Raw genomic sequence first — 22,327 nt, forward strand, 5'->3', positions numbered from 1 at the left:
TATCGCGCGAACTGACAAGTCAGCACTTGCGCGATCGCGATTAGTTTTAAGTAGTTGCGAAGTATTGGGATGATCTCCCTTACTTCCGCCCCAGCAACTTATCTCGCAGGTGTTTGATTTTGTCGCGAAATTCAGCGGCTTTTTCAAACTCCAGTTTCTTCGCCGATTCCTTCATCTGTGCCTCCATTTGAACGATGATATCCGGGATATTTTCCATGGGAATCTCGTTCGCGTGAACATAAACCTCTTCCAGTTCATTTGCTTTGAGGCGACGGGAAACATCCAAAAACTTGAGGATGGAATTGTTTTGCCGTTTGATGATCGAGTAAGGCGTGATGCCGTGGTCTTCGTTGTATTTATGCTGAATGGCGCGGCGGCGTTCCGTTTCAGAGATGGCTTTTTCCATGCTCTTGGTCATGTTGTCGCCATACAAAATCGCTTTGCCGTCCACATGGCGCGCCGCTCGTCCGATCGTTTGAATCAGCGATCGCTCTGCCCGCAAATAGCCTTCCTTGTCTGCATCCAGAATTGCCACCAGGGAAACTTCTGGTAAATCCAATCCTTCCCTCAGCAGGTTCACCCCAATCAGTACATCAAAATCCCCTTCCCGCAGCCCTTGCAAGATTTCAATCCGCTCGATCGAGTTGATTTCTGAATGCAAGTAACGGACTCGAATGCCGCGCTCCTGAAAGTATTCCGTCAGGTCTTCCGCCATTCGCTTGGTCAACGTCGTCACTAAAACCCGCTCATCTTTGGGCACCCGCTCCTGAATCTCGCCAAACAGGTCATCCACTTGCCCTTGAGTCGGTCGCACAAAGATTTCTGGGTCAAGTACACCCGTGGGACGAATGATCTGATCCACGACATGATCTTCAGAGATCTCCAGTTCCCACTCGCCCGGTGTAGCAGAGACAAAGACGCATTGGCTCACCTTTTCCCAAAATTCTTCGGCTTTCAGGGGGCGATTGTCGGCAGCGCTAGGTAAGCGAAACCCATGGTCAATCAACACCCCTTTCCGGGATTGGTCGCCATTGTACATGGCGCGCAGTTGGGGAATGGTGACATGGGATTCATCAATCACCAACAGCCAATCTTTGGGGAAATAGTCGAGCAAGCATTCGGGCGACTCCCCGGCTTGCCGTCCGGCAAGATGACGCGAATAGTTTTCTACGCCGTTGCAAAAGCCCACTTCCCGCAGAATTTCCAGGTCGTAGCGGGTGCGTTGTTCGAGCCGCTGTGCTTCTAATAATTTGCCGTGGGTTTCCAAAAACAGCAGGCGATCGCGCAATTCTTTTTCAATGTCATCACAGGCTTCCTTCAGCCGATCTTCTGGCGTAACAAAGTGACGAGCCGGGTAAATATTCACGCCGTCCATGCTTTGTAACGTCGTGCCCGTCACCGGATCGATATAGCGGATGGCTTCAATTTCGTCGCCAAAAAACTCCACCCGAATTATCCGATCTTCGTAAGCCGGACCAATCTCCAACACGTCACCCTTAATCCGAAAGCGACCGCGCCCTAGCTCCAAATCATTGCGGGTGTATTGCACCGAGATCAGATCCCGAATTGCCCCCCGTAGGTTGATTTCTTCTCCCACTCGCAGAGAAATCGCCGCTTTCAAATATTCCGAGGGAATACCCAAGCCATAGATGCAGCTAATCGAGGCAACCACGATCACATCCCGCCGCTCAAACAGCGATCGCGTTGCCGAGTGCCGCAACATATCGATTTCTTCGTTGATCGAGGAGGTTTTGGCAATGTAGGTATCGCTTACGGGAATGTAGGCTTCAGGCTGGTAATAGTCGTAATAGCTGATGAAATATTCGACCGCATTATCGGGGAAGAACTCGCGTAACTCATTGCACAACTGCGCTGCCAGGGTTTTATTGTGTGCCAAAACTAGGGTCGGTCTACCCAGCGTATCGATCACCCGAGCCATGGTATGGGTTTTGCCAGTGCCCGTTGCGCCTAGCAGAGTTGTGTAGCGGTTGCCAGCGTTGATCGAGTCCAAAATTTGGGCGATCGCTTTAGGTTGGTCGCCTGCGGGTTCAAACGGAGCTTGAATATCGAACTTCGCCATCGTTCAAAAAAGTCCAGACTAGCGGTAAAACTGAAAAATGCGATTGCGCTTAGGCTGCCAAATCACTCACTTGACCCTCAACCAAACGCCTTTCCAGTGTAACGATTTCCCCAGTTTGCGATCGCGTTGTTGGGGTATCTCCCACGGGCGATCGCTCAAAATATTCAAGATTCCTACAATGGAATGCCTAGCGTTTTCAGCGCCAGAGGAACCACAGCCTTTACCACTTCACTAATCGTGGTTTCGCCTGCTTTATTTGTCAGCGTTTTACCCCAACCCACCAGTTTCCCCATCACCGTTGGGTCACTTTTTGCCAGGGTTGCCAGATCAGTTGCCACTTGCTCTTGAGCCATTTCGACGGGTATGCCATTGTTCTGCAACTGGGTCAACAACTCCTGAATCTGCGCTGCTGCCTGAGTCAAATCCTGGTTCAGATCAATCCGACTGATCTGGTTCGGCAATTTTGCTCGCAAACCAATCATGGTCAGCCCGACGACTTCTTTTGTAGTTTCGTCATAGCGCAGAACAATGCCATCGCCAATGTCAACCCCGATCGCAGGCTGCGGCTTGCCAATGGAGAGGTATAGCACATCTGCCGTCTCGTCATAATCCCAGGAAGCGGTTTGGGTTGCCTGCAAGATTTTTATCGCGTCCATAAAATTGTTCTATGTATTTTTACCCAAGAAGCCAAGAATCTGGCGAAATCACCAAATCTTTTCTAGCTTTAAGTCAAAACCGGGCAGTACGTCTTCTCCAGATAGAGTAACTGGCTGATTCAGCAGTTCAACGGGTTGTCCTGGACGGTAAATTTCCACGGTTTGCGTATCGCGGTCAATCAGCCAGCCCAGCCGAATGCCGTTGTCTAGATATTCTTGCAGTTTGAAGCGCACGGCTATTAGGTTATCGCTGGGCGACATCAATTCCACGACAAAATCGGGGCAGATGGGCGCAAACCGTTGCTATTGTTCGGGAGTTAGCGCAGTCCATCGTTCTAGCTTGATCCATGCCGCATCGGGGGAACGATCGCCACCATTGGGTAACTTGAAGCCTGTGGAGGAATCAAAGACTAAGCCTTGGTTAGAGAGTTCATTCCAAACCCACAGTTGGGCGATGATTTCAGCATTGCGATTTCCAGTTTCGCTTCCCGCAGGTGACATAATGGTTAATTCTCCGTTGGGCGATCGCTCAAACCGCAGATCTCGATTTGCCTGACACAGGGTGTAGAACTGTGCGTCGGTCAGTTCCACGACAGAATCGAGCGAGAGAGTGAGTGATGTCATGGCAGGCTTCCACATCTGTTGATGGCATCATAGCGAAAGGATGAGCTAATGCCCACCTCGTATTTTCAGCGGAAAGTCGAATTTTCTGCCTATAGAGTGATTGGCTTGATCGCCTAAGTTGAGTCACACTGGTCTAGTGATTCATGCAAATAAGAGATAAATATGTCTGCAAAAACGCCGCTTGAGGGAACTGAATTAGTCGATTGCGCTCGTGCGAATGCTAAGCAAGGAAGCGAAACGGCTGCGGAACTGTGCGGGTATGGCGGTGATTTGAACCGCTTTAAGCAAGCTGTGAAGCAAGCCTGCGAGCAAATGGGCGTACAGTTTAATGAATTGACCGACCTAACAAAAGAGGACTCCAACCTTTTGGAAGTAGAAGGCGAAATTGTGGCTCCCGATTCCGCTGGACAACTTTGATCACGCCTTATCTTCGTCTGCTTTTGATTGGCAAAGACATGAGTACGATGGAAGATCGCGCTTCAGCCGGATAAGTGGCTTTCTGAAAACGGGGTGCTTTCTGCGGGGCTTGAAAATCTTCTGGGGATGGCAGGCTAGTATCCACAATTCGATGCCAGCCGTTGCCCGGTTCCAAGGTTGGCACTTCAAAATTCAAAGGTTTCCAGTCCGCATTGAAAATCACATACAGGTGTTCTTGGGCAGTGGGATGATAAAGGCTAAAAGCAAGGCTATGAGAGTTTTCGCCCCAGTCTGGCTGCCCTAATTTAGTCCCGTGCCAGAGCAGGTAGGGCTTGCGATCATGAGCCGAGAGTTCTAAGAGACGCTCCTGTTGATATACCTCAAGGGATTGAGTCAGCGTGATCAGCCCTTGCACAAACCTAAGCAGATCAGCATTTTTATCGATCAGGCTCCAGTCAAACCAACTGAGTTCATTATTTTGGCAATAGGCGTTATTGTTGCCCATTTGAGTCCGCCGTACTTCGTCTCCCATTAACAGCATGGGCGTTCCTTGGGACAAAAGCAGCGCTGTTAAGAAATTTCTAATTTGGCGATCGCGCAATCGTGCAATCGTGACCTCTCTTGTATCTCCTTCAGTGCCGCAATTCCAACTGTAATTATCATTGGCACCATCGCGGCTTTGTTCGCCATTATCTTTGTTGTGTTTGTCGTTAAAGGAAACCAAATCATTCAGCGTAAAGCCATCATGACAGGTAACAAAGTTGATGCTGCGACTGGGTTCGCGATCGGGTTGCTGAAAAATATCAGGGCTGCCCAACATCCGTAAGGCGAATTCATTGATTGCACCAGAATCACTTTTGATGAAGCGGCGGACATCATCCCGAAACGGTCCATTCCATTCAGCAAAGCGATCGCCAATAAACGATCCCACCTGATACAATCCACCCGCATCCCACGCTTCCGCAATGATTTTAACCCCCGCCAACACTGGATCAGATTCGATCGACCACAGCAGCGGCGGGTCTTCCATGGGATGCCCCAACTTCCCGCGTGATAGACAAGAAGCCAAATCAAACCGAAACCCATCCACATGCATCACGTCTACCCAATAGCGCAAGCAATCAAGGATGAGCCGAGTGACTACCTCGTGATTTGCCCTGACCGTGTTGCCGCAGCCCGTGTAATTGCTGTAATAGGTTGGATCTTTTTCCAGAATGTAATAAGCACGGTTTTCTAACCCTCTAAACGACAGCGTGGGACCTTCCTCATTGCCTTCTGCCGTATGGTTAAACACCACATCCAAAATCACCTCAATTCCCGCCTTATGAAAGGCTTTCACCATGTCCCGAAATTCATTCACCGGACCCAATGGATCTTTGGAGTAACTATAGGCGCGGTGGGGTGCAAAGAATGCCAGGGTGCTATATCCCCAATAGTTTCGTAAACCGGGTCGAGCGTCTTGCTCATCAAACTCATGGATGGGCATTAACTCCACTGCCGTAATGCCCAATTTTTTTAAGTAGGGAATTTTTTCAATCAGCCCCGCATAGGTGCCCCGTTTTGCCGGAGCAACCCCAGAATTGGGATGGCGAGTAAAGCCAGCGACGTGCAATTCATAAATGATCGTGTTGGCATAGGGAGTGTGAAGCGGAACATCTCCTTCCCAGTCGTAGGTCATTGGGTCGAGGACAACGCTTCTCAGGGCTTGAGGGCAATTATCTCCGGGCAAAATCGCCGCTTCTCGACTGTAATGCTCCCACCCTACTACCGCTACTGCATAGGGATCTAACAAAACTTTGTTCCCGTCAAACCGATGCCCTTGATCGGGTGCATAAGGACCATAGACTCGATAGGCATACACCTGACCTGCGGCAAGTTTGGGCACAAACACATGCCAGTAGTAAAACGTTTTATTGTGCTTCGGATCAAGAGTGATCACTTGGCTGGGCTGGGGATCATCCGGTGCGTCAAACAGCAAAAGCTCGACAGCGGTGCTGCTCTTAGAAAAAATGGAAAAGTTTACGCCATTTGGATAAACGGTTGCACCTAATGGAAAACTTCGACCCGGCAAATCCTGACTTATCGCATCCATTGCCTCACACTCTCAGGTAGATCATTTCTGACGGTTATCATAGCTTTTCCCGGCGATCGCATTGTACATAGCCCATACCGGCGATCGCATTGTACATAGCCCATAATAGTTGGGTCAGAAATTAAAGATATTTCCTTCAAACAAAAGCTGCATGATGGGTGATTTATTTAATCACGGTTAACTATTACTCAGCGGGGTTAATCGCCAAGCTGTTGGCATCCGCCCAGGCTGAGGCAAGCGTCGATTATCAGCTGATCATTGTCAACAATTCCGCAGCAGAGGATTGTTCTCATCTAGCCGGCGATCGCGTATTGATTTTGACCGCCAACGAAAACTTGGGCTTTGGGAGCGGCTGCAACGTGGGTTTGAATTGGGTCTATGAGCGCGATCGCGGGGCAACAGTCTGGCTAATTAACCCCGATACCACACTGCCCAACAATGCCCTTAACCATGCCGTGCAGTTTTGTAGAACGCATCCAACGCTATCCATTATTGGCACGACTATTTTTGAACCATCTGGAAAAATTTGGTTTGCAGGCGGTGAGTTTGTCCCAGAAACAGGCAAAATTATTGCCAGCACGACGCGATCTACCCACCCTACCCACGAGAAAAACGATTACGTTGAAACAAGCTGGGTGACGGGCTGTAGCCTGTTGCTCAATTTGCAAAATTTTGACCCATGTCCCCAATTTGATCCAGCCTATTTTCTTTACTATGAAGACTTTGATTTTTGTCGGCGCTATGCTCAACAAGGGCATTCAATTGGAATCGCCGAGCAAATTCATGTGATCCATTATCCATCTTCAATTGCCAGTCGCAATCCTTCATTGACGCTGCAACACAGCACTTTTAGCTATTTGTTAGCGTTGGATCGGCACACTAGCCCAACGGTTTTTTGGTATCGGCTTAGCCGGATTCTGTTTCATGCTGCGCGAGTGGGCGTAGTGCATCCTCAACAGGCGATCGCAATTCTCAAAGGGGTTCTCCATTTTTGGCAGCGATCGCCCTAAGTAGCGATCGCCCTAAATTTGGTGGCGCTACTGGTTAAGTCAGACGATAAAATTTTGTAGGAAGTCACCGCGTTTTGATCGCACCATTGGGCAACGGCGATTCGATCGCGCTAGGGGTCGAACTTAACGGCGGCGGCTCGGTGGCTGGAATCCCAGGTTCAGCTAAAGATGGCTTGGGTTCTGTTGTCTGATTCTTGTCTGATGCAGAAGTTGCCGAAGATTCAGCGCTGAGTTGGGCAGAGGGCAAGGGGGGCGGCTCTCTCAGAGTCGCGGCAGGCTCAACCGGGTTGACTGGCGTGGGTGCAGGGAGGGCGGGTTGCTCGGAGTTGATCCGTTCTGGAGCCGCGATTCCCGCAGGAATTGTTTCACGAATCGCAGCAGGCGCAGTATTCAGAGCGGTGAGTGGAGTTTGGGGCGGACGCTGCAAGTCTGGCAAGTCTTGATAGGCCGGACGCACCAGTGGCTTCATGCCAGCCGGAGCCGGAGCGCCCGTCACAATGCGCTTGGGAGTTGCACTGCGGCTTACCGTTAATGTTTCTGGAGCAGCCGCCAGCATCACACTCGGCAGCATGGGTGCCATGCTTTGGGCAGTTGCTTGGTTCGACGGTTGGCGCGGCACATCATTGGGCACGGCGATCGATGGGAGAACTGCTTGGGGTTGCGATTCCCTTGGGGATTGTGGTACGACTCGCGGAGCTTGCAATTTTTCGGGAGTCGCTGGAGTCGGACGAGGCACCAAAAATGCTGCTCTTTGCCTGGGCTTAAGCGGCAATATTTTTGTACTCAAAGGGGGAGTGGGTTTTAGCCCATCACCAATCAGCAGCCCCGATACCACGGTTGTCGCCACAAACCCTGCACTCAGCCAGACTGTTGGGGAAATTGATTGCCGTTTTTCAGCCGTCTCAACCGCATTAGCAGACTGCACCACTTCATCCCAGTGAAACTGAAAATAGGTAAGAGGACTGTTGGTAGTCCCATCGTAAGGAATGGGTGATTTTTTGGAACTGCCCGAACCAGATCCCGGTTGATCCTTTTGAGGGTTCATCGGTTGCAGTTGTGCGATCGCTGCACTATGACTCTTGGCAGTGGCTAGTTTAGTCACCGGATGCTTTCGTTCTGGATAGTTTAATGAGCGGGTCATGGGGTGAAAACTCCTAGAACGAATGCCGCGAGAAAGGATGAATGCGCTTAAAGCGGCAAGACAACGCGAAAAGGTAAAGTAACTTCTAGTTATTCAAGGGTTTAATGGGCAATCAGGATCTTCATCTCAACTTTGCATTTTTTGGTCTAACTAGACGCGCTCGTGTAAAAGCGTAAAGCGAATCGCCAAAAGGCACTAGAACCCCATAAAAGCAAGGCTCCCAGCACACCCGCCGCAATCATCCAACCCGCATTCCCTCGCCCCAAAAACGCTTCGGCTGGAACGGTCGTCAGAAAGGCAACTGGAACGATGAAGGTGAAAAAGAAGCGGTAGGCTGTGGGGTAGGCAACCATGGGAAATCGCCCTGCTTCTAATAAGCCTCTCAGCACTTCTGTGACGTTATAGATTTTTACAAACCAAATGCTCATGGCTCCCAACATGAACCACAGGCCATAAAGAATGACAAATCCAAATACGAGCGGCACAATTCCTAGTAAATAAGAGTAGAGCGGTAATCCTAAGCGATCGCCGGCATATCCAATCATCAATCCGCCAAACAACAAATCGGGTAATCCCCAAGGGGAGAGCGTATTGGCGGATAGCCAAAACTGAGAACTGATGGGTTTTAGTAAAACAAAATCTAAAGTGCCTTGCTGAATATGGCGCACAATTCGATTTAAGTTTGGGGCTAAAAACGTGGCTGAAAATCCTTGAAGCACGGTGAATACGCCCAGCACAATCAAGCTTTGATTCCAATTCCATCCTGGAAAGGTGTAGTCGTTTTGATAAAACAAAAACAAGCCAAATAGGCTACCCATTAAGCCGCCAAAACTGCTGAATGCGGAGATTAAGAAATTAACCCGATATTCTAATTCTGCGGCTAAAGCCGTTGCCCAAAACAATTTCAGAACTTTTAAATAGCGTTCCATTGTAAAACTTAGAAATGGTGGAGGCGATCGCCTTAATAACTTGCCTTAGTCCTGTGCGTTAGTAACTTGCCTTAGCAATTGGCATCAGGCTGTTCGCAGGCACCAATGCTCACCCAACTGGTGGAACCGTCTGCCCAATGTTCTTTTTTCCAAATGGGGGCGTTGTGTTTGAGAGTATCGATCGCATATTTACAGGCAGCAAACGCCTCAGATCGATGAGGGCAGCCCACCGCCACCAATACACTAATTTCGCCCACATATAACCGCCCTACTCGATGGTGAATCACTACACTTGTGACCTCACTCCACAGGGTTTGGATATCGGCGGTAATTTGCTGAAACACTTGCAGCGCCATGGGTTCATAGGCTTGATATTCCAACGCTACGACTGCCTTACCCTCAGTGTTATTTCTCACAGTGCCGCTCATCACCACAACGGCTCCATTGGCGGGGGCATCTGCCAAACTATAGACCTCTTCTAACGATAAAGGGGCAATGCGGATGGCAAAATAGGCAGGCTGCCGCGCTACAGATGAGTTCGAGAGGCGGTCAGAAAGGGGGGCGATTCCCGTAGGGATCGTTTCACGAATCGTGTCAGCCATAGCTCGTTGGGTGAAATAAGGATCTCTAGGGTCGATCCTACCGTAGTTTTCTAGATGAAATCTCTATCAATATTTCTCATGAGAGATCCCTCGCTAATGGGAATCCGCTGGGCGGGTCTTGTACACTGATCCCTATACTCTAGTTTCGATCTCTAATGACCTTCAGTTGGTTAACGCCTAGTCACTTCATCATGCTGGGTTTGCTAGTGATATTCGCGATCGCCCATAGCGGTTTGGCGGCACTGCGCCCTTGGGCAGAAAAGCAAGTGGGCGCACGGTTATATCGGGTATTTTTTGCCCTCGTCAGTTTGCCACTGGCAGTGGTGCTGATTATTTATTTCATCAATCATCGCTATGACGGACTGCAACTGTGGCAAGTGCAAGGCGTTGCTGGAGTTCAGCCGATTGTTTGGAGTTTGTCGGCAATTTCATTCCTGTTTCTGTATCCCGCCACCTTCAATCTGCTAGAAATTGCGGCAATCCAAAAGCCTGAGGTTCATCTCTATGAAATGGGGATCATTCGCATCACCCGACATCCGCAAATGGTTGGACAGGTGATCTGGTGTGTTGCCCATACGCTTTGGCTGGGAACTACCTTTACGCTGCTGACCTCTATTGGACTGGTACTCCATCACCTATTTGGCGTGTGGCATGGCGATCGCCGTTTACTGGCTCGATATGGTTCAGAATTTGAAGCGGTCAAAGCCCGAACTTCAGTGATCCCTTTTTGGGCGATCGCTCAAGGGAAGCAAACTCTTAAAATAGGCGAATTTTTTCGGCTTTCTTATTTGGGGGTTGCAGTATTTATTCTGCTTCTATGGTCGGCACACTCCAGAATGATTAGTGCAACAGGAAGCATAGACTGGTAGGATGATCCCAAGCATTTTTTAGAATCAGTATTTTGTCCAGTCAATAAATAGCAACAAATAGCAAAAACATGGGCGAACAATCCTTTGAGCAAGAAGTTTTAGCTTCCTCATCTCCGGTTCTGGTTCATTTTGGTGCCCCTTGGTGCGGTCCTTGCCGACTAATTGAACCCCTCCTCTCGCGGCTTCTGTCCGAATGTGGCAGTTCACTAAAATTAGTCGGGATCAATGCCGATGAAAATCTAAAACTAGCCAGCGAGTATCGCATTACCACCCTACCAACCCTGCTTTTGTTTGAAGGCGGAAAACTGCATCATCGGATGGAAGGAATTTATCAGCGAGAAGTTCTCCGGGCAGAACTAGACAAGCTTGTTTCTAAATCCCGTTCAACAAATTCCTTAGTAAGCTAGGCAATCTAGGGGCTAGCTTACTAAGGAATTGTTGAAATCTGCCCTCAGGGTGAGTATTCATACTGAGTTTGTACTGAGTTTAGATCGTCATTTAGCACCGTCAAGCTCAACTGCTACTTGGCAACCTGCCACGGAATCATAATGTCCTGGGCGATGCGTTGCGAGATGGCATAGGCTCCATAGCGGTTGAGGTGGCTTGGATCGGAGAAATAATCGGGTTGAGTGGCAAGGACAGTGCTGAGATCGCGATAAATGAAGCCAAACTTAGGCGCAAGACTAAGCATATGCTGCTGAAAAGCATCTTCATGCCGTTTGCGAGAGGGATCGAGGTACTCCTGAGTTAGAGGCAAATTGACAAATACTAGGGGCAATTTTTGGGATTGAGCATACTGAGCGATCGCGATCATTGCGTCGGTTTGCACTCCTTCCAGGCTAAAAGATTCGTAGTCAGAATCGTAGTCTCCTGAAACCCGCGCATATTTTTGATAGTAAGTCACCGGATTGAAGCGAATGGGTAACGGCAAAAAACCGTCAATATCGATCATGCCTTGCCCATCGGCAGAAAGTGAAGGAGCCGAACTTGCGGAGGCAGCAGGGGAACTGGAGTTGATTAAGCTATCGGAGGATGCTAATACACCGGATGATAGGGCGCTGGGCAACAGGCTGAGTAACTGCTCACGTAGCCGAGTTTTGAGGCGATCGCGCTGGCTATACACTGCCGATAAGCTGCCCAGTTGTTTTGTCAGGGCTTCATTCGCCTGTTGATAGGGGTTGGCGCTAGTAGAACCTACGTCTTCGGAGACCGATGCCGGTGTGCCGTTGGGCTGCTGGGTTGCGGTGGGTGCCTGAGCCGTGGTAATACTGGCGATCGGAGGCTTTCCCGCCGTTAAGGTGCGGTAGCCTTCTGAAGTAATCATGCCGTTATAGGTAATATCCATTCGGGCGCTGTTGAATGCCCGTGCCCCATCTGCAAACAGTAGCAATTTTGGTAATTTGTCTTGGGGCAAGATATGCTGCACCAGCAAATCGACTACTTGAGCCGTTGCGCCATTCACTCCAAAGTTGAAAATTTGAACGTCAGTATAGCCTTGTTTTTCTAACGCCTTTTCCAGTGCTACGGGATCGATGCCTCGTAATGCTCTGGAACTGCCGATAACTAAGACATCGGGCGCTCCAAAAATTTCTAAATAGCTTTGATAAACAGCAAGCTGGCGATCGAATTGGCGACTGTTAAAACTTGGATAATCTAGCGTTGTTGCCAAGGTATCTGCTTTTGCCTGCATCTGTGAAGCGGGTAGCTCCTTCCCATTGGTTGGGGCGATCGCTGGAGGCAACGATAGCGTCGTTTCGCCCGGTTGGGTAAAGCTAGAAGCGTTAAAGACAGTAGGATCACTCTTTTTTTTGCTGAGCGATAAATCTGGGAGGGTGACGGCTTTGGGAGAGGTCGTCAGGGGAGCAGCAGGCACTTGAGCGGTTTGTGCAGGGGACGATCGCTGGAGCCAGTAGCCGAGCAGCCAGTCTGTTTGCAGAACGAGCAACAGCCCCACAATCCCCCAAATTAGTCCAATGCCTAAACGCTGGTGGCGTGACGGATCAGGCGTTTCAGTTGCGGAAATGCTGGAATGCAGCGGTGCAGATTCTAACGGAATAAAGAGTTGAGTTTGAATGAGCGATCGCTGGATTCGAGTTAGCGTTCCTTCAAGGATTTGAGCGATTGCAGAACGGCGATCGTGGGTCGGTTGCGCTGACCACGGCACCATAGCGCCCACAGGGGATAGCAACTCATCCACATGACTTTCCGATGCGGCAAATTCTGGGGTTGCAGTGGGCACTAAGCGATCGCCACTCTTAAAATCAAGCCCATAATGCCAGAGGGGAATCCGCTGTCCAGAGCGTCGCCCGTACACGCGCACCCCGGAGATCGCGGGAATATGCAGTGGTTTCAAAAAGCGAGCGATCGGTGCGGCAATGGCATCCTGTCGAGGGCAGTTTGGCGCATCTGTCATAATATGCAGCAAGTTGCCTTTTTGCCGAATCTGCACCCGAATGCCACCCGTCGCTAATTTGGTATTGAGATCCGGATTTACTAAGCGCGTTAGCAAAAAGGTAATAGCTGCTAAGTTTCCTTGACGAGCCAGGTCGAGCGTAGAGGGGGCTAGTTCTAGATGGTTAGCTGCGGGTAAGTCTACCCAGTGAACCCAAGCAGGCGGAGACGCGATCGCCGCCGAAAGTGTTGTCATTCCATACAGAGCAGCCCCGTGAATTCCTTGAGGCACCAACCCTTTTAGCATCGGTTCAATCGCCGCGATCGCTCTAGTTTGGTTAGGCAATGCTCCCGCGTTTCCGGCACAGGAAAGATGTAAGGTGGCATCTTTCAGCAGTGCCGACAATTCCATTGTTTGACCTGCCAACTGGCGATTGAGCAACTGAGCGATCGCTTGCACATCGCCCCATCGCGCCCAGTCTTTTAGGATAGCTTCCGTGGGGGTGAGGTCTACCCGCAACACCCATTCTGGTCGCGGCTCACCGCTCACCTGCCCAAACACCACCGCATCTCGAATCTGCTGAAGCTCCAGTTCTCGAAGACGCTGAGCAATCACTTCTCTTAGTAAAGAGAAATCGGGGCTGTAAGCCGACTCACACACCAGCAGTAAACGGCTTGGGGCTATTTCGAGAGGGGACGGGTGACTGGGCGATGGCTCACCAACCGCGATCGCTTCAGTTTTAGCACGCACAGCAACCCCCAAACTGCTCAGGGCATTGCTGAGGTAACGGGCGATCGCGTCGGGCTGTCCCTGTTGGGCAAGGGCAAAAGCGGATACCACCGGATCAACGGCAGCCAAGGCAAGCGGATCAGCAGTTCTCAAATTGGTTGCAGCGCGATCGCCTAAAGTTTTGGGTGCATTGCAGTCCAAATCAATCACTTTCGTCCAAAGGGGCTGATTGTCACCGATACGCCGCCCATAGACAATTAGGCGATGAATGTGAGCCGATCGCATCGGCGCAGAACTAAGTGGCAAAGAGCGGTCTGAAGAATCAGGGGCTAATGCGTGCGACAGCAGCGCAACAATGGCATCAGCATCTGGACGCTGGTCACTTTCTACCAAAATGTGAAGGTGGTTTCCCTTCAAGCGAATTTTGATATGAGCTTGGCTATGACCAAAAACCTCCTGTAGCCACTGTTTCAGATGTCTACGGGCGATCGCAGATTCCTCAGTTGTCTTTCCAGAAGAAATTGGGAGTTGTCCATCGGCGTTCAGCATGAGACCATTAGCACTAGAAACTGATTGATTTACTGATGTACAGGAATTAAGAGAAATCTTGCCCCATAGAGATAACATATTCTTATTTGATCTGGCATAGTTTAGGATGAAACTGCAAGTTGCCCTGCCTCTTTCAATGTCGATGCCAACCTCGTACCTGCTATTGAACACCTAAATTTGAAATGCGCTTAGGTAATCTTGCTTTTATTCAGCCTAAGCTACCCTTTTTTCACATTTTGTTACGGCACAGAAAAATCGCTTCATAAAAATTACAGTTAAGCCGCGCCATGCAAACCTCCAATCGTTCTCCTAAAAAAGCTCCTGTTTCTTCGTTGCCATTCCCCGCCTTAGAGCTATTCATTAGTCTGGCAACCGCCCCTCTATTAATTGGTTTGGTGGGGGGAAAAGCCCTAGCAGAAGCCTCCCAAGAGATTGGAAGATTTTCTGAAGAAGTGTTTCGGGGCGATCGCCTGCCCCTGTTAAACCTTTCTAATCCTCCCTCGCGGTCTGCTAATCCGGTCAATCCTGACTAGCCTAGGCATGTTTACTAAAAATATTTAGTCACCTGAACCACTTCACAGGTGGAAAATAGCCCATAGAATACTTTGATGTCTTTCTAGAAACAGCCTCCATGAGTGTGACACGTGCTTCAGATGATGCCTTTAGTTCCAGTACAGTGATTGAATCTAGAACCGTGGCAGAGATGTCTACCACATCCACTTCCGACCTCTTCCTTAAGCTGCGGCTTAAATCCGTTGAAGAAACCTGGGAATCTGTTTTAAGGCAAGAATGTGGGCAGCAACTCGTCGATTTGCTGAATCAGCTTCGCGACTTGTGCTCTCCGGAAGGACAGGCAAACACGTTTATCGAATCTGAAGTCCTCAAAGTTGTTGAAAATCTTGACTTGAATGAGGCAATTCGGGCAGCCCGCGCCTTTGCCCTTTATTTTCAGCTGATTAATATTGTTGAACAACACTACGAACAACGCGATCAACTGCAATATCGGGCGGCAGTGCGCGATGCCAGCAGCCCAGATTCAAGCACTTTTAGCGCTGGCGAAGACACGACCCACGCGAGTCGATTAGAAGCCGATCTGTTAGAAAAAACGCTTCAAGATCCTGCCACGCGCCGCGCATTAGGGACTTTCCATTGGTTATTTCCGAAGCTGCAAGCGCTGAACGTTCCGCCTCAACATATTCAAACTCTGGTAGATCAGCTAGATATTCAGCTTGTTTTCACTGCCCACCCGACCGAAATTGTGCGCCACACGATTCGCGATAAACAGCGCCGGATCGCCACAGTTTTACGGCAGCTTGATCAGGTAGAAGAACGCCAAGCCGTCCAAGGGCTAGATATTGATTCAATTGACGAAAACCAACTGCGGGAACAACTGACCGAAGAAGTGCGGCTCTGGTGGCGAACGGACGAATTGCACCAGTTTAAGCCAACGGTATTGGATGAAGTAGACTATGCACTTCACTATTTTCAAGAAGTGCTGTTTGATGTGATTCCTCAGTTGCATCAGCGGTTTAAGTGGGCAATGAAAGAATCTTTTCCTGGCATTAAGCCGCCCAGTTACGATTTTTGTCGGTTTGGCTCGTGGGTGGGTTCCGATCGCGATGGCAACCCCTCCGTTACGCCGCAGGTGACTTGGCAAACCGCTTGCTATCAGCGAAACATGGTGCTGGATAAATACATTGGTTCCGTAGGCAAGCTTACCGATCTGCTGAGTCTTTCCTTACATTGGAGCGATGTATTGCCCAGTTTGCTGGAGTCCTTGGAACAAGATCAACTGCAAATTCCCGCCGTTTACGACAAGCTGGCAATTCGCTATCGTCAAGAACCCTACCGTCTTAAACTGGCGTATATTCAAAAGCGGCTGGAAAATACGCGCGATCGCAGCCTCAAAATGTATAAAGGCGAGTATGTTCAGCAAACCCACTCTGACCAAGAACGCGCCACATTCTACCGGTCTGGCGCAGAATTTTTGGCAGAACTGCGGCTGATTCAAAGCAACCTTTCCGGCACCGGACTCACCTGCCGCGACCTGGAAAATCTGATCTGTCAAGTTGAAATTTATGGGTTTCACCTTGCCCATTTGGATATTCGCCAAGAAAGTACTCGTCATGCGGATACGCTTGATGAGGTTGTACAATATCTGCAATTGCTGCCGAAACCCTACCGCGAGATGACGGAAGCGGAACGGATTGACTGGCTTTCTCTTGAACTGCAAACCCGTCGCCCATTAATTCCTGGAGCGCTGCCGTTTTCTGATAAAGCGAACGAAGCGATCGAAACGTTTCGGATGATTCGCACTTTGCATGACGAATTTAGTCCAGAAATCTGCCACACCTACATCATCAGCATGTGTCACGATGCCAGCGACATGCTGGAAGTGTTGCTGTTGGCAAAAGAAGCAGGACTCTACGATCCGGGAACGGGGATTAGCATGATCCGCGTGGTGCCGCTGTTTGAAACGGTGGAAGACTTACAAAAAGCGCCTGCTGTTTTAACCCAGCTTTTTGAAATGCCGTTGTATCGCACGATGCTGGCAGGCGGACACGATCCTGATGCAGAAACACATCTACCCGTTGAAAAGCAATCCTGGCGGCTCAAGCCTCATTTGTGTGAAGTGATGCTGGGCTATTCTGATAGCAACAAAGATTCTGGTTTTCTCAGCAGTAATTGGGAGATTCATAAAGCTCAGCAAGCGCTCCACTCTTTAGCTGAACGCCACAACGTCTTGCTTCGTATCTTCCATGGACGGGGCGGCTCAGTGGGTCGGGGAGGCGGTCCCGCTTATGAGGCAATTCTGGCACAACCGGGGCGCAGCGTGGATGGACGCATCAAAATTACGGAACAGGGAGAAGTGCTAGCTTCTAAATATTCCCTGCCAGAGTTGGCGCTGTATAACTTAGAAAAGGTTGCTTCGGCAGTTCTGCAAAGCAGTTTACTACGGACTGGGTTTGATGAAATTGAGCCTTGGCACGAGATTATGGAAGAGTTGGCGGCGCGATCGCGCAGTCACTACCGCGCTTTGATTTACGAGCAACCTGACTTCATCGATTTTTTCCATAGCGTCACCCCAATCGACGAAATTAGCCAGTTACAAATTAGTTCCCGTCCGGCGCGGCGCGGTGGCAAGCGCGACTTAGCCAGCCTAAGAGCGATCCCTTGGGTGTTTAGCTGGACTCAAAGCCGATTGCTGCTGCCTGCTTGGTATGGCGTGGGCACTGCCCTGCGGGACTTTTTGCGGGATCATCCTGAGGAACATCTCAAGCTACTGCGCTACTTCTATTTCAAATGGCCATTTTTCAAAGTGGTGGTTTCTAAAGTGGAAATGACCTTATCGAAGGTTGATCTCCAAATTGCCCGACACTACATGAGTGAACTGGTTCGTCCTGAAGATCGGGAACGATTTGAGCCAGTGTATGAACAAATTGCCAATGAGTTTTACCTGACTCGTGACATGATTCTCACTATTACTGGACACAAGCGCCTGTTGGATGGCGACCCAGATTTGCAGCGATCGGTGCAGTTACGAAACGGTACGATTGTGCCCCTTGGTTTCCTTCAGGTTTCTCTCCTAAAGCGCCTGCGCCAAAGTAAAGACGAAGCCGCATCGGGCATTGTGCGATCGCGCTACAGCAAAGGCGAACTCTTGCGGGGTGCTTTATTAACCATCAACGGGATCGCTGCTGGAATGAGAAACACAGGCTGAGCCAAAGGCTATTGACAAAAAGCCCCCTCAGCAATGCTTTCGGGGGCAATGAGCTTTAGGAGCGTGAAGTGAATAGTACAAAAATACTGTAAAAGTGACTCTTTGTCAATCAGCGTCAATCAGCGTTTAGCGTTACTCTTTCGCCTATGAGCGAGCCTTGATACAGCCGCGATCGCGAGTAGCTTTCATGCCAAAAATCGAACATCCGTCTGATTCTCAGCCCCAATCATTGCTTAACCCAAAAAGTGGACGGCGGCGTTCCTATAAAACGCTATTGAGTCCCAACGGACGCACCACTTTTTTGCAGATCAATGCAAAGTCCGCCTTCTGGCGCGATCTCTACCATTTGCTGCTTACCATGTCGTGGATGCAGTTTTTGAGCTTGGTAGTCGGGCTGTATTTAGCTGGTAATTTGTTGTTTGCGGTTGCCTATGTTTTGGGCGGCGACTCCATTGCAAATGCTAAACCGGGTTCTCTCGTGGATGCCTTTTTCTTTAGCATTCAAACCATGGCAACCATTGGCTATGGCGCACTGTATCCCAAAACTTTTTATGCCAATTTGCTGGTGGCGATCGAAGCGCTGATTGGCTTATTGGGTGTCGCTATGATTACCGGGTTGATGTTTGCCCGGTTTTCTCGTCCATCGGCACGGGTGATTTTTAGCCGCGTGGCGGTTGTGGTTCCCTATGATGGCAAACCCACCTTGATGTTTCGCACGGCAAACAATCGCGGCAACCAAATTTTGGAAGCGCGACTCTGGGCAACGTTGGTGCGATCGGAAATCACTGCCGAAGGCTACACTATGCGGCGAATTTATGATCTTAATCTGGTTCGGAGCCACAGTCCTCTATTTACCCTCTCCTGGACTGCCATGCACCCAATTGATGAAAGCAGCCCCTTGTATGGAGAAACACCGGAATCACTCGCCAACAGCGACGCAGACATCCTCGTGTCACTCACTGGGTTAGATGAAACCGTTGCCCAACCTATCAATGCTCGTGAATCTTATGCTGTGAGCGATTTAATTTGGAATCAGCGGTTTGTGGATGTGATTTTCTCGTTGCCCAATGGACAGCGCGTTGTGGACTACAGCTACTTCCATGATGTGACAGCGATCGCTCCACAGTAGAATCTCAGTAGAAAAAAGAGGCGGAGCTACCTCATTTAACGGTTACCTCTATTCAAGCGCGATCGCCCAATGACCTATTAAACTGACTGCCCAGCTTGTCCACCTAAATTCAGTTGACTCGCTTGCAAAAACCGCAGATATCAAAAAATTAACCTGAACAGTAAAATCTTTCCTAAAAATTGTCTAAAATTGGCTGCTACTCAGTATTTCAGCTGAAACGATTACCCCAAAAACCGAAATATAAGCTTATTCAGAGGGTAAGGTTAGGTAAATACCAATGCATAAAACTTTACAAAGTTTAGTAAGATGCATTTATTAATGAACTAAGCATTTATTCTTATTGCCATGCAAGCGGATCAATTTCCTTGGCTAACCGCGATTATCCTCCTTCCCCTGATCGCCGCAGCGCTCATTCCAATATTGCCTGATAAAGAAGGTAGAAGTGCCCGGTGGTATGCCCTCGGTGTCGGTTTCGCAGACCTTGTACTAATGGGTTATGCCTTTTGGACTCACTACGACCCAAGTGATGCTTCCTTCCAGCTTGCTGAAACCTATGCTTGGGTGCCCCAGCTAGGGCTGAATTGGTCAGTTTCAGTGGATGGCTTGTCAATGCCGCTTGTGTTGCTGGCAGGTTTAGTTACGACGCTCTCAATTTTTGCCGCTTGGCGGGTCGATCGCCGCCCTCGCCTTTTCTACTCTTTGATGCTGGTGCTATATGCCGCCCAGATTGGAGTTTTTGTCGCCCAAGATGTGCTGCTGCTCTTCATCATGTGGGAAGTGGAACTAGTGCCGGTTTATCTACTCATCTGCATTTGGGGTGGACAAAAACGCCGCTACGCTGCCACCAAGTTTCTGATTTACACCGCAGCGGCTTCCATCTTCATCTTGATTGCTGGATTGGCAATGGCATTCTCCGGCGACACCATCACCTTCGATATGGTACAGCTAGGGTTGAAAGATTATCCCCTACCCTTAGAGTTAGCGCTCTACGCGGGTTTATTAATTGCTTTTGGAGTCAAGCTAGCAATCTTCCCGCTGCATACCTGGTTGCCCGATGCTCACGGGGAAGCGTCTACTCCTGTGTCCATGATTTTGGCGGGAGTGCTGTTGAAAATGGGGGGCTATGGACTCATTCGCCTCAACCTGGAGCTTTTGCCGGATGCTCATGTATACTTTGCTCCAGTTTTGGCAGTTTTGGGCGTAGTTAACATCATTTATGGAGCCTTTAGTTCCTTTGCCCAAACCAACATGAAGCGCCGTCTTGCCTACTCGTCTATCTCTCACATGGGGTTTGTATTGCTGGGAATTGCTTCCTTTACCGATCTAGGAATCAGTGGGGCGCTGCTGCAAATGCTCTCCCATGGTTTGATTGCGGCGGTGTTGTTCTTCTTGGCTGGGGTTACCTACGATCGCACTCACACCATGACCATGACCGAAATGGGCGGCTTAGGTCAGGCATTGCCCAAGGTCTTTACCTTGTTTACGATTGCTGCCATGGCATCTTTAGCGCTGCCTGGGATGAGTGGTTTTGCCAGCGAACTAGCAGTATTTGTCGGAATCGCAACTAGTGAGAGCTACAGTTCTGCCTTCCGCACTGTCACTGTCTTACTTGCCGCTGTTGGCTTGATTCTTACTCCAATCTATTTGCTTTCCATGCTGCGGCAGGTGTTTTATAACTCTGGTGAAGCGTCGTTCTGCGGCATGAGCGAAGACGATATGATTGGCACCGCTCAACAGGAAGCCGTTTGTTTTGGTACAAGCTGCGTGTTGCCTGCCGATGCAGAGTTTAACGATGCGGTTCCGCGTGAAGTATTTATCGCCGTTTGCTTTATTGCTTTGATTATTGGCATTGGAGTCTATCCAAAATTGACCACTAGCTTATATGACGCAAAACTGGTTGCAGTGAATGATCGCGTGCAGCAGTCTTACTCTCAACTTGCCCAAGTCAATCCTCATATTTATGCTCAGGATCTTTTGGTGCCCTCCATTGGCAACTCTAAACTCGCTCCGATTGTAGGGGTGGTTAAGTAGCTGCTGCTTGCCTAAACCATCCAATGTGTACAGCAGGATGAATCATTGTTTGTCCTGCTGCATTACGTTAGTAAAGAATTATCCTTCCAAAATACCTCTGCTCACTCTGTCCTCGGACAGACTCTTGCTTAAAGGGAGAGCGATAAGCTAGCAATGCACCTGAATAGAGGCAGAGCACTTATGGACCCCTTACCCCTAACTATTAATCGATCGCAGCTTGATTTAATGTATAACAGCATCAATCAAGCAATTGAAGAGTTACAAAATCGGTATACCGCAGGAGATTTTAGTCCTGATAGCGGGCAGGAAGAACAAAATTTATCAATTTATGGAGCGAGTGAGTTTCCTAAAGCAAAAGGTCGTCTCCAAGAAATTGAAGTGCAATTGCAAACTAAGTTGAACGACTGGAATGGCGATCCTGATTCGGCTCAGTCTGTACCCATTGCGCTCGATTCTTACCAGGCGCAGATCCTGCGATCGCAGCTTGAACATCAACGCAATGGTGGCGATAGTGTCCAGTTAGTGGATGAAATTATTAACCAGCTACCCGAAAACAGCCCTAACGAAAACTCCGATTGAGCTTCTTAAACTACTTTTATACCGCTAGGAAGCGCTGAATGACTTCGTTGCTCAGTTCGCTGGTGGAGCCTTGGGCAACAATGCCGCCTTTTTGCATGGCGTAATACCAATCGGCTTGGCGGACAAAGTGTAGATGTTGTTCTACTAACAATACTGAGGTTCCAGTTTCGCGCACAATCCGTTTGACGGCGGCTTCAATTTCCAAAATAACGGAGGGCTGAATTCCTTCGGTGGGTTCATCTAGCACCAGTAATCGGGGACGACCCATCATGGCACGAGCGATCGCTAGTTGTTGCTGTTGACCACCACTGAGATCTCCGCCCATGCGGTGAAGCATCGTTTTGAGCACTGGAAAGATGTCAAAGATTTCGTCGGGAATGTTTTTAAGTTTGGGCGCACGATTGCCTAATGCCTCCATACCCAAAATCAAATTTTCTTCGATCGTCAACCGCGGAATGATATCTCGACCCTGAGGCACATAGCCGATTCCTAGGCGTGCCCGTTGATCAGGAGACTTTCCTACAATCGGCATTCCTTCAAACAGAATCGTTCCACTGCGAGGAGGGAGCAACCCCATAATGGTTTTAAGCATGGTCGTCTTGCCTACGCCATTGCGCCCAATCAGGCAAACCATTTTCCCTGCCGCCACGCCCATATCCACATTTCGCAAAATATGGCTTTCACCATAGTAAACATTCAGCTTATTAATCTCCAACATCGGTTGGGTGCTTGAGCCAGCGGGTTCCAAGGTTGAGCTATGGGTTTGTGTCATGGTTA

At 49.4% G+C, this 22,327-nt stretch carries 17 protein-coding genes and 1 pseudogene; 9 read left to right on the plus strand and 9 right to left on the minus strand.

The genetic code is table 11. The features are described 5' to 3' along the window. Window positions 1-79 precede the first annotated feature (79 nt). From uvrB to AC1S5B_RS14820, 3 genes and pseudogenes are all read right to left on the minus strand, one after another. Window positions 80-2,080, minus strand: a complete 2,001-nt coding sequence (gene uvrB / locus AC1S5B_RS14810; protein ID WP_482036438.1) for an excinuclease ABC subunit UvrB — start codon at window positions 2,078-2,080, stop codon at window positions 80-82. Window positions 2,081-2,253: 173 nt separating this feature from the next. Then, the gene (locus AC1S5B_RS14815) at window positions 2,254-2,736 is read right to left on the minus strand and encodes a DUF2283 domain-containing protein (protein ID WP_482036439.1); all 483 of its coding nucleotides are present in this window, start codon (window positions 2,734-2,736) and stop codon (window positions 2,254-2,256) included. Window positions 2,737-2,784: 48 nt separating this feature from the next. Continuing rightward, window positions 2,785-3,375, minus strand: a pseudogene (locus tag AC1S5B_RS14820) (Uma2 family endonuclease). Between the two features lie 147 nt (window positions 3,376-3,522). Between AC1S5B_RS14820 and AC1S5B_RS14825 the strand changes: the two are divergent. Then, window positions 3,523-3,777, plus strand: a complete 255-nt coding sequence (locus tag AC1S5B_RS14825) for a hypothetical protein (protein WP_482036440.1) — start codon at window positions 3,523-3,525, stop codon at window positions 3,775-3,777. A 7-nt stretch (window positions 3,778-3,784) separates the two neighbouring features. Here the strand turns inward: AC1S5B_RS14825 and glgX are convergent, their stop codons facing one another. Further along, window positions 3,785-5,869: a glycogen debranching protein GlgX gene (gene glgX / locus AC1S5B_RS14830; RefSeq protein ID WP_482036441.1), complete on the minus strand. Its 2,085-nt coding sequence runs from the start codon at window positions 5,867-5,869 to the stop codon at window positions 3,785-3,787. Between the two features lie 158 nt (window positions 5,870-6,027). Between glgX and AC1S5B_RS14835 the strand changes: the two genes are divergently transcribed. Next, on the plus strand, window positions 6,028-6,879 hold the full coding sequence (locus AC1S5B_RS14835; protein WP_482036442.1) for a glycosyltransferase: 852 nt from the start codon (window positions 6,028-6,030) through the stop codon (window positions 6,877-6,879). A gap of 64 nt (window positions 6,880-6,943) precedes the next feature. On the opposite strand, the gene AC1S5B_RS14840 is transcribed toward AC1S5B_RS14835, so the two are convergent. The 3 genes from AC1S5B_RS14840 to AC1S5B_RS14850 form a co-directional block, all read right to left on the minus strand. After that, complete coding sequence (locus tag AC1S5B_RS14840; RefSeq protein WP_482036443.1) at window positions 6,944-8,020, minus strand: hypothetical protein; 1,077 nt, start codon at window positions 8,018-8,020, stop codon at window positions 6,944-6,946. A 146-nt stretch (window positions 8,021-8,166) separates the two neighbouring features. Further along, window positions 8,167-8,949, minus strand: coding sequence for an ABC transporter permease (locus tag AC1S5B_RS14845; protein ID WP_482036444.1), 783 nt, complete (start codon window positions 8,947-8,949; stop codon window positions 8,167-8,169). Window positions 8,950-9,020: 71 nt separating this feature from the next. Continuing rightward, window positions 9,021-9,551 (minus strand): molybdenum cofactor biosynthesis protein MoaE, encoded by a 531-nt coding sequence (locus tag AC1S5B_RS14850; protein ID WP_482036445.1) that lies wholly within the window; start codon window positions 9,549-9,551, stop codon window positions 9,021-9,023. 191 nt (window positions 9,552-9,742) lie between these two features. Here AC1S5B_RS14850 and AC1S5B_RS14855 point away from each other — a divergent pair, with 191 nt between their 5' ends. Both AC1S5B_RS14855 and AC1S5B_RS14860 read left to right on the plus strand, forming a co-directional pair. Next, complete coding sequence (locus AC1S5B_RS14855; RefSeq protein WP_482036446.1) at window positions 9,743-10,420, plus strand: NnrU family protein; 678 nt, start codon at window positions 9,743-9,745, stop codon at window positions 10,418-10,420. 68 nt (window positions 10,421-10,488) lie between these two features. After that, window positions 10,489-10,827, plus strand: a complete 339-nt coding sequence (locus AC1S5B_RS14860) for a thioredoxin family protein (RefSeq protein WP_482036447.1) — start codon at window positions 10,489-10,491, stop codon at window positions 10,825-10,827. A 113-nt stretch (window positions 10,828-10,940) separates the two neighbouring features. Here the strand turns inward: AC1S5B_RS14860 and AC1S5B_RS14865 are convergent, their stop codons facing one another. Beyond that, window positions 10,941-14,090 (minus strand): hypothetical protein, encoded by a 3,150-nt coding sequence (locus tag AC1S5B_RS14865; protein WP_482036448.1) that lies wholly within the window; start codon window positions 14,088-14,090, stop codon window positions 10,941-10,943. 287 nt (window positions 14,091-14,377) lie between these two features. Between AC1S5B_RS14865 and AC1S5B_RS14870 the strand changes: the two genes are divergently transcribed. From AC1S5B_RS14870 to AC1S5B_RS14890, 5 genes are all read left to right on the plus strand, one after another. Next, complete coding sequence (locus tag AC1S5B_RS14870) at window positions 14,378-14,623, plus strand: hypothetical protein (RefSeq protein WP_482036449.1); 246 nt, start codon at window positions 14,378-14,380, stop codon at window positions 14,621-14,623. Between the two features lie 98 nt (window positions 14,624-14,721). Continuing rightward, window positions 14,722-17,811 carry a phosphoenolpyruvate carboxylase gene (ppc, locus tag AC1S5B_RS14875; protein ID WP_482036450.1) on the plus strand — a complete coding sequence of 1,030 codons (3,090 nt, stop codon included), beginning with the start codon at window positions 14,722-14,724 and terminating at the stop codon, window positions 17,809-17,811. A gap of 187 nt (window positions 17,812-17,998) precedes the next feature. Then, window positions 17,999-18,940: an ion channel gene (locus tag AC1S5B_RS14880; RefSeq protein WP_482036451.1), complete on the plus strand. Its 942-nt coding sequence runs from the start codon at window positions 17,999-18,001 to the stop codon at window positions 18,938-18,940. Between the two features lie 345 nt (window positions 18,941-19,285). Then, window positions 19,286-20,971, plus strand: coding sequence for an NAD(P)H-quinone oxidoreductase subunit 4 (locus tag AC1S5B_RS14885; protein ID WP_482036452.1), 1,686 nt, complete (start codon window positions 19,286-19,288; stop codon window positions 20,969-20,971). A gap of 180 nt (window positions 20,972-21,151) precedes the next feature. Then, window positions 21,152-21,550: a hypothetical protein gene (locus tag AC1S5B_RS14890; RefSeq protein WP_482036453.1), complete on the plus strand. Its 399-nt coding sequence runs from the start codon at window positions 21,152-21,154 to the stop codon at window positions 21,548-21,550. 16 nt (window positions 21,551-21,566) lie between these two features. On the opposite strand, the gene urtE is transcribed toward AC1S5B_RS14890, so the two are convergent. Beyond that, window positions 21,567-22,322, minus strand: coding sequence for an urea ABC transporter ATP-binding subunit UrtE (gene urtE, locus AC1S5B_RS14895; protein ID WP_482036454.1), 756 nt, complete (start codon window positions 22,320-22,322; stop codon window positions 21,567-21,569). Window positions 22,323-22,327 lie beyond the last annotated feature (5 nt).

It is taken from the genome of Leptolyngbya sp. CALU 1928, assembly GCF_056784215.1.

Excerpts from the sequence above, each read along its gene's own strand:
- urtE (WP_482036454.1), bottom strand. The coding sequence starts at position 22,322 with ATGACACAAACCCATAGCTCAACCTTGGAACCCGCTGGCTCAAGCACC.
- AC1S5B_RS14885 (WP_482036452.1), top strand. The coding sequence starts at position 19,286 with ATGCAAGCGGATCAATTTCCTTGGCTAACCGCGATTATCCTCCTTCCC.
- AC1S5B_RS14890 (WP_482036453.1), top strand. The coding sequence starts at position 21,152 with ATGGACCCCTTACCCCTAACTATTAATCGATCGCAGCTTGATTTAATG.
- AC1S5B_RS14855 (WP_482036446.1), top strand. The coding sequence starts at position 9,743 with ATGCTGGGTTTGCTAGTGATATTCGCGATCGCCCATAGCGGTTTGGCG.
- ppc (WP_482036450.1), top strand. The coding sequence starts at position 14,722 with ATGAGTGTGACACGTGCTTCAGATGATGCCTTTAGTTCCAGTACAGTG.
- AC1S5B_RS14850 (WP_482036445.1), bottom strand. The coding sequence starts at position 9,551 with ATGGCTGACACGATTCGTGAAACGATCCCTACGGGAATCGCCCCCCTT.
- AC1S5B_RS14880 (WP_482036451.1), top strand. The coding sequence starts at position 17,999 with ATGCCAAAAATCGAACATCCGTCTGATTCTCAGCCCCAATCATTGCTT.
- AC1S5B_RS14845 (WP_482036444.1), bottom strand. The coding sequence starts at position 8,949 with ATGGAACGCTATTTAAAAGTTCTGAAATTGTTTTGGGCAACGGCTTTA.
- glgX (WP_482036441.1), bottom strand. The coding sequence starts at position 5,869 with ATGGATGCGATAAGTCAGGATTTGCCGGGTCGAAGTTTTCCATTAGGT.
- AC1S5B_RS14815 (WP_482036439.1), bottom strand. The coding sequence starts at position 2,736 with ATGGACGCGATAAAAATCTTGCAGGCAACCCAAACCGCTTCCTGGGAT.
- AC1S5B_RS14865 (WP_482036448.1), bottom strand. The coding sequence starts at position 14,090 with ATGCTGAACGCCGATGGACAACTCCCAATTTCTTCTGGAAAGACAACT.
- AC1S5B_RS14870 (WP_482036449.1), top strand. The coding sequence starts at position 14,378 with ATGCAAACCTCCAATCGTTCTCCTAAAAAAGCTCCTGTTTCTTCGTTG.
- AC1S5B_RS14825 (WP_482036440.1), top strand. The coding sequence starts at position 3,523 with ATGTCTGCAAAAACGCCGCTTGAGGGAACTGAATTAGTCGATTGCGCT.
- uvrB (WP_482036438.1), bottom strand. The coding sequence starts at position 2,080 with ATGGCGAAGTTCGATATTCAAGCTCCGTTTGAACCCGCAGGCGACCAA.
- AC1S5B_RS14860 (WP_482036447.1), top strand. The coding sequence starts at position 10,489 with ATGGGCGAACAATCCTTTGAGCAAGAAGTTTTAGCTTCCTCATCTCCG.
- AC1S5B_RS14840 (WP_482036443.1), bottom strand. The coding sequence starts at position 8,020 with ATGACCCGCTCATTAAACTATCCAGAACGAAAGCATCCGGTGACTAAA.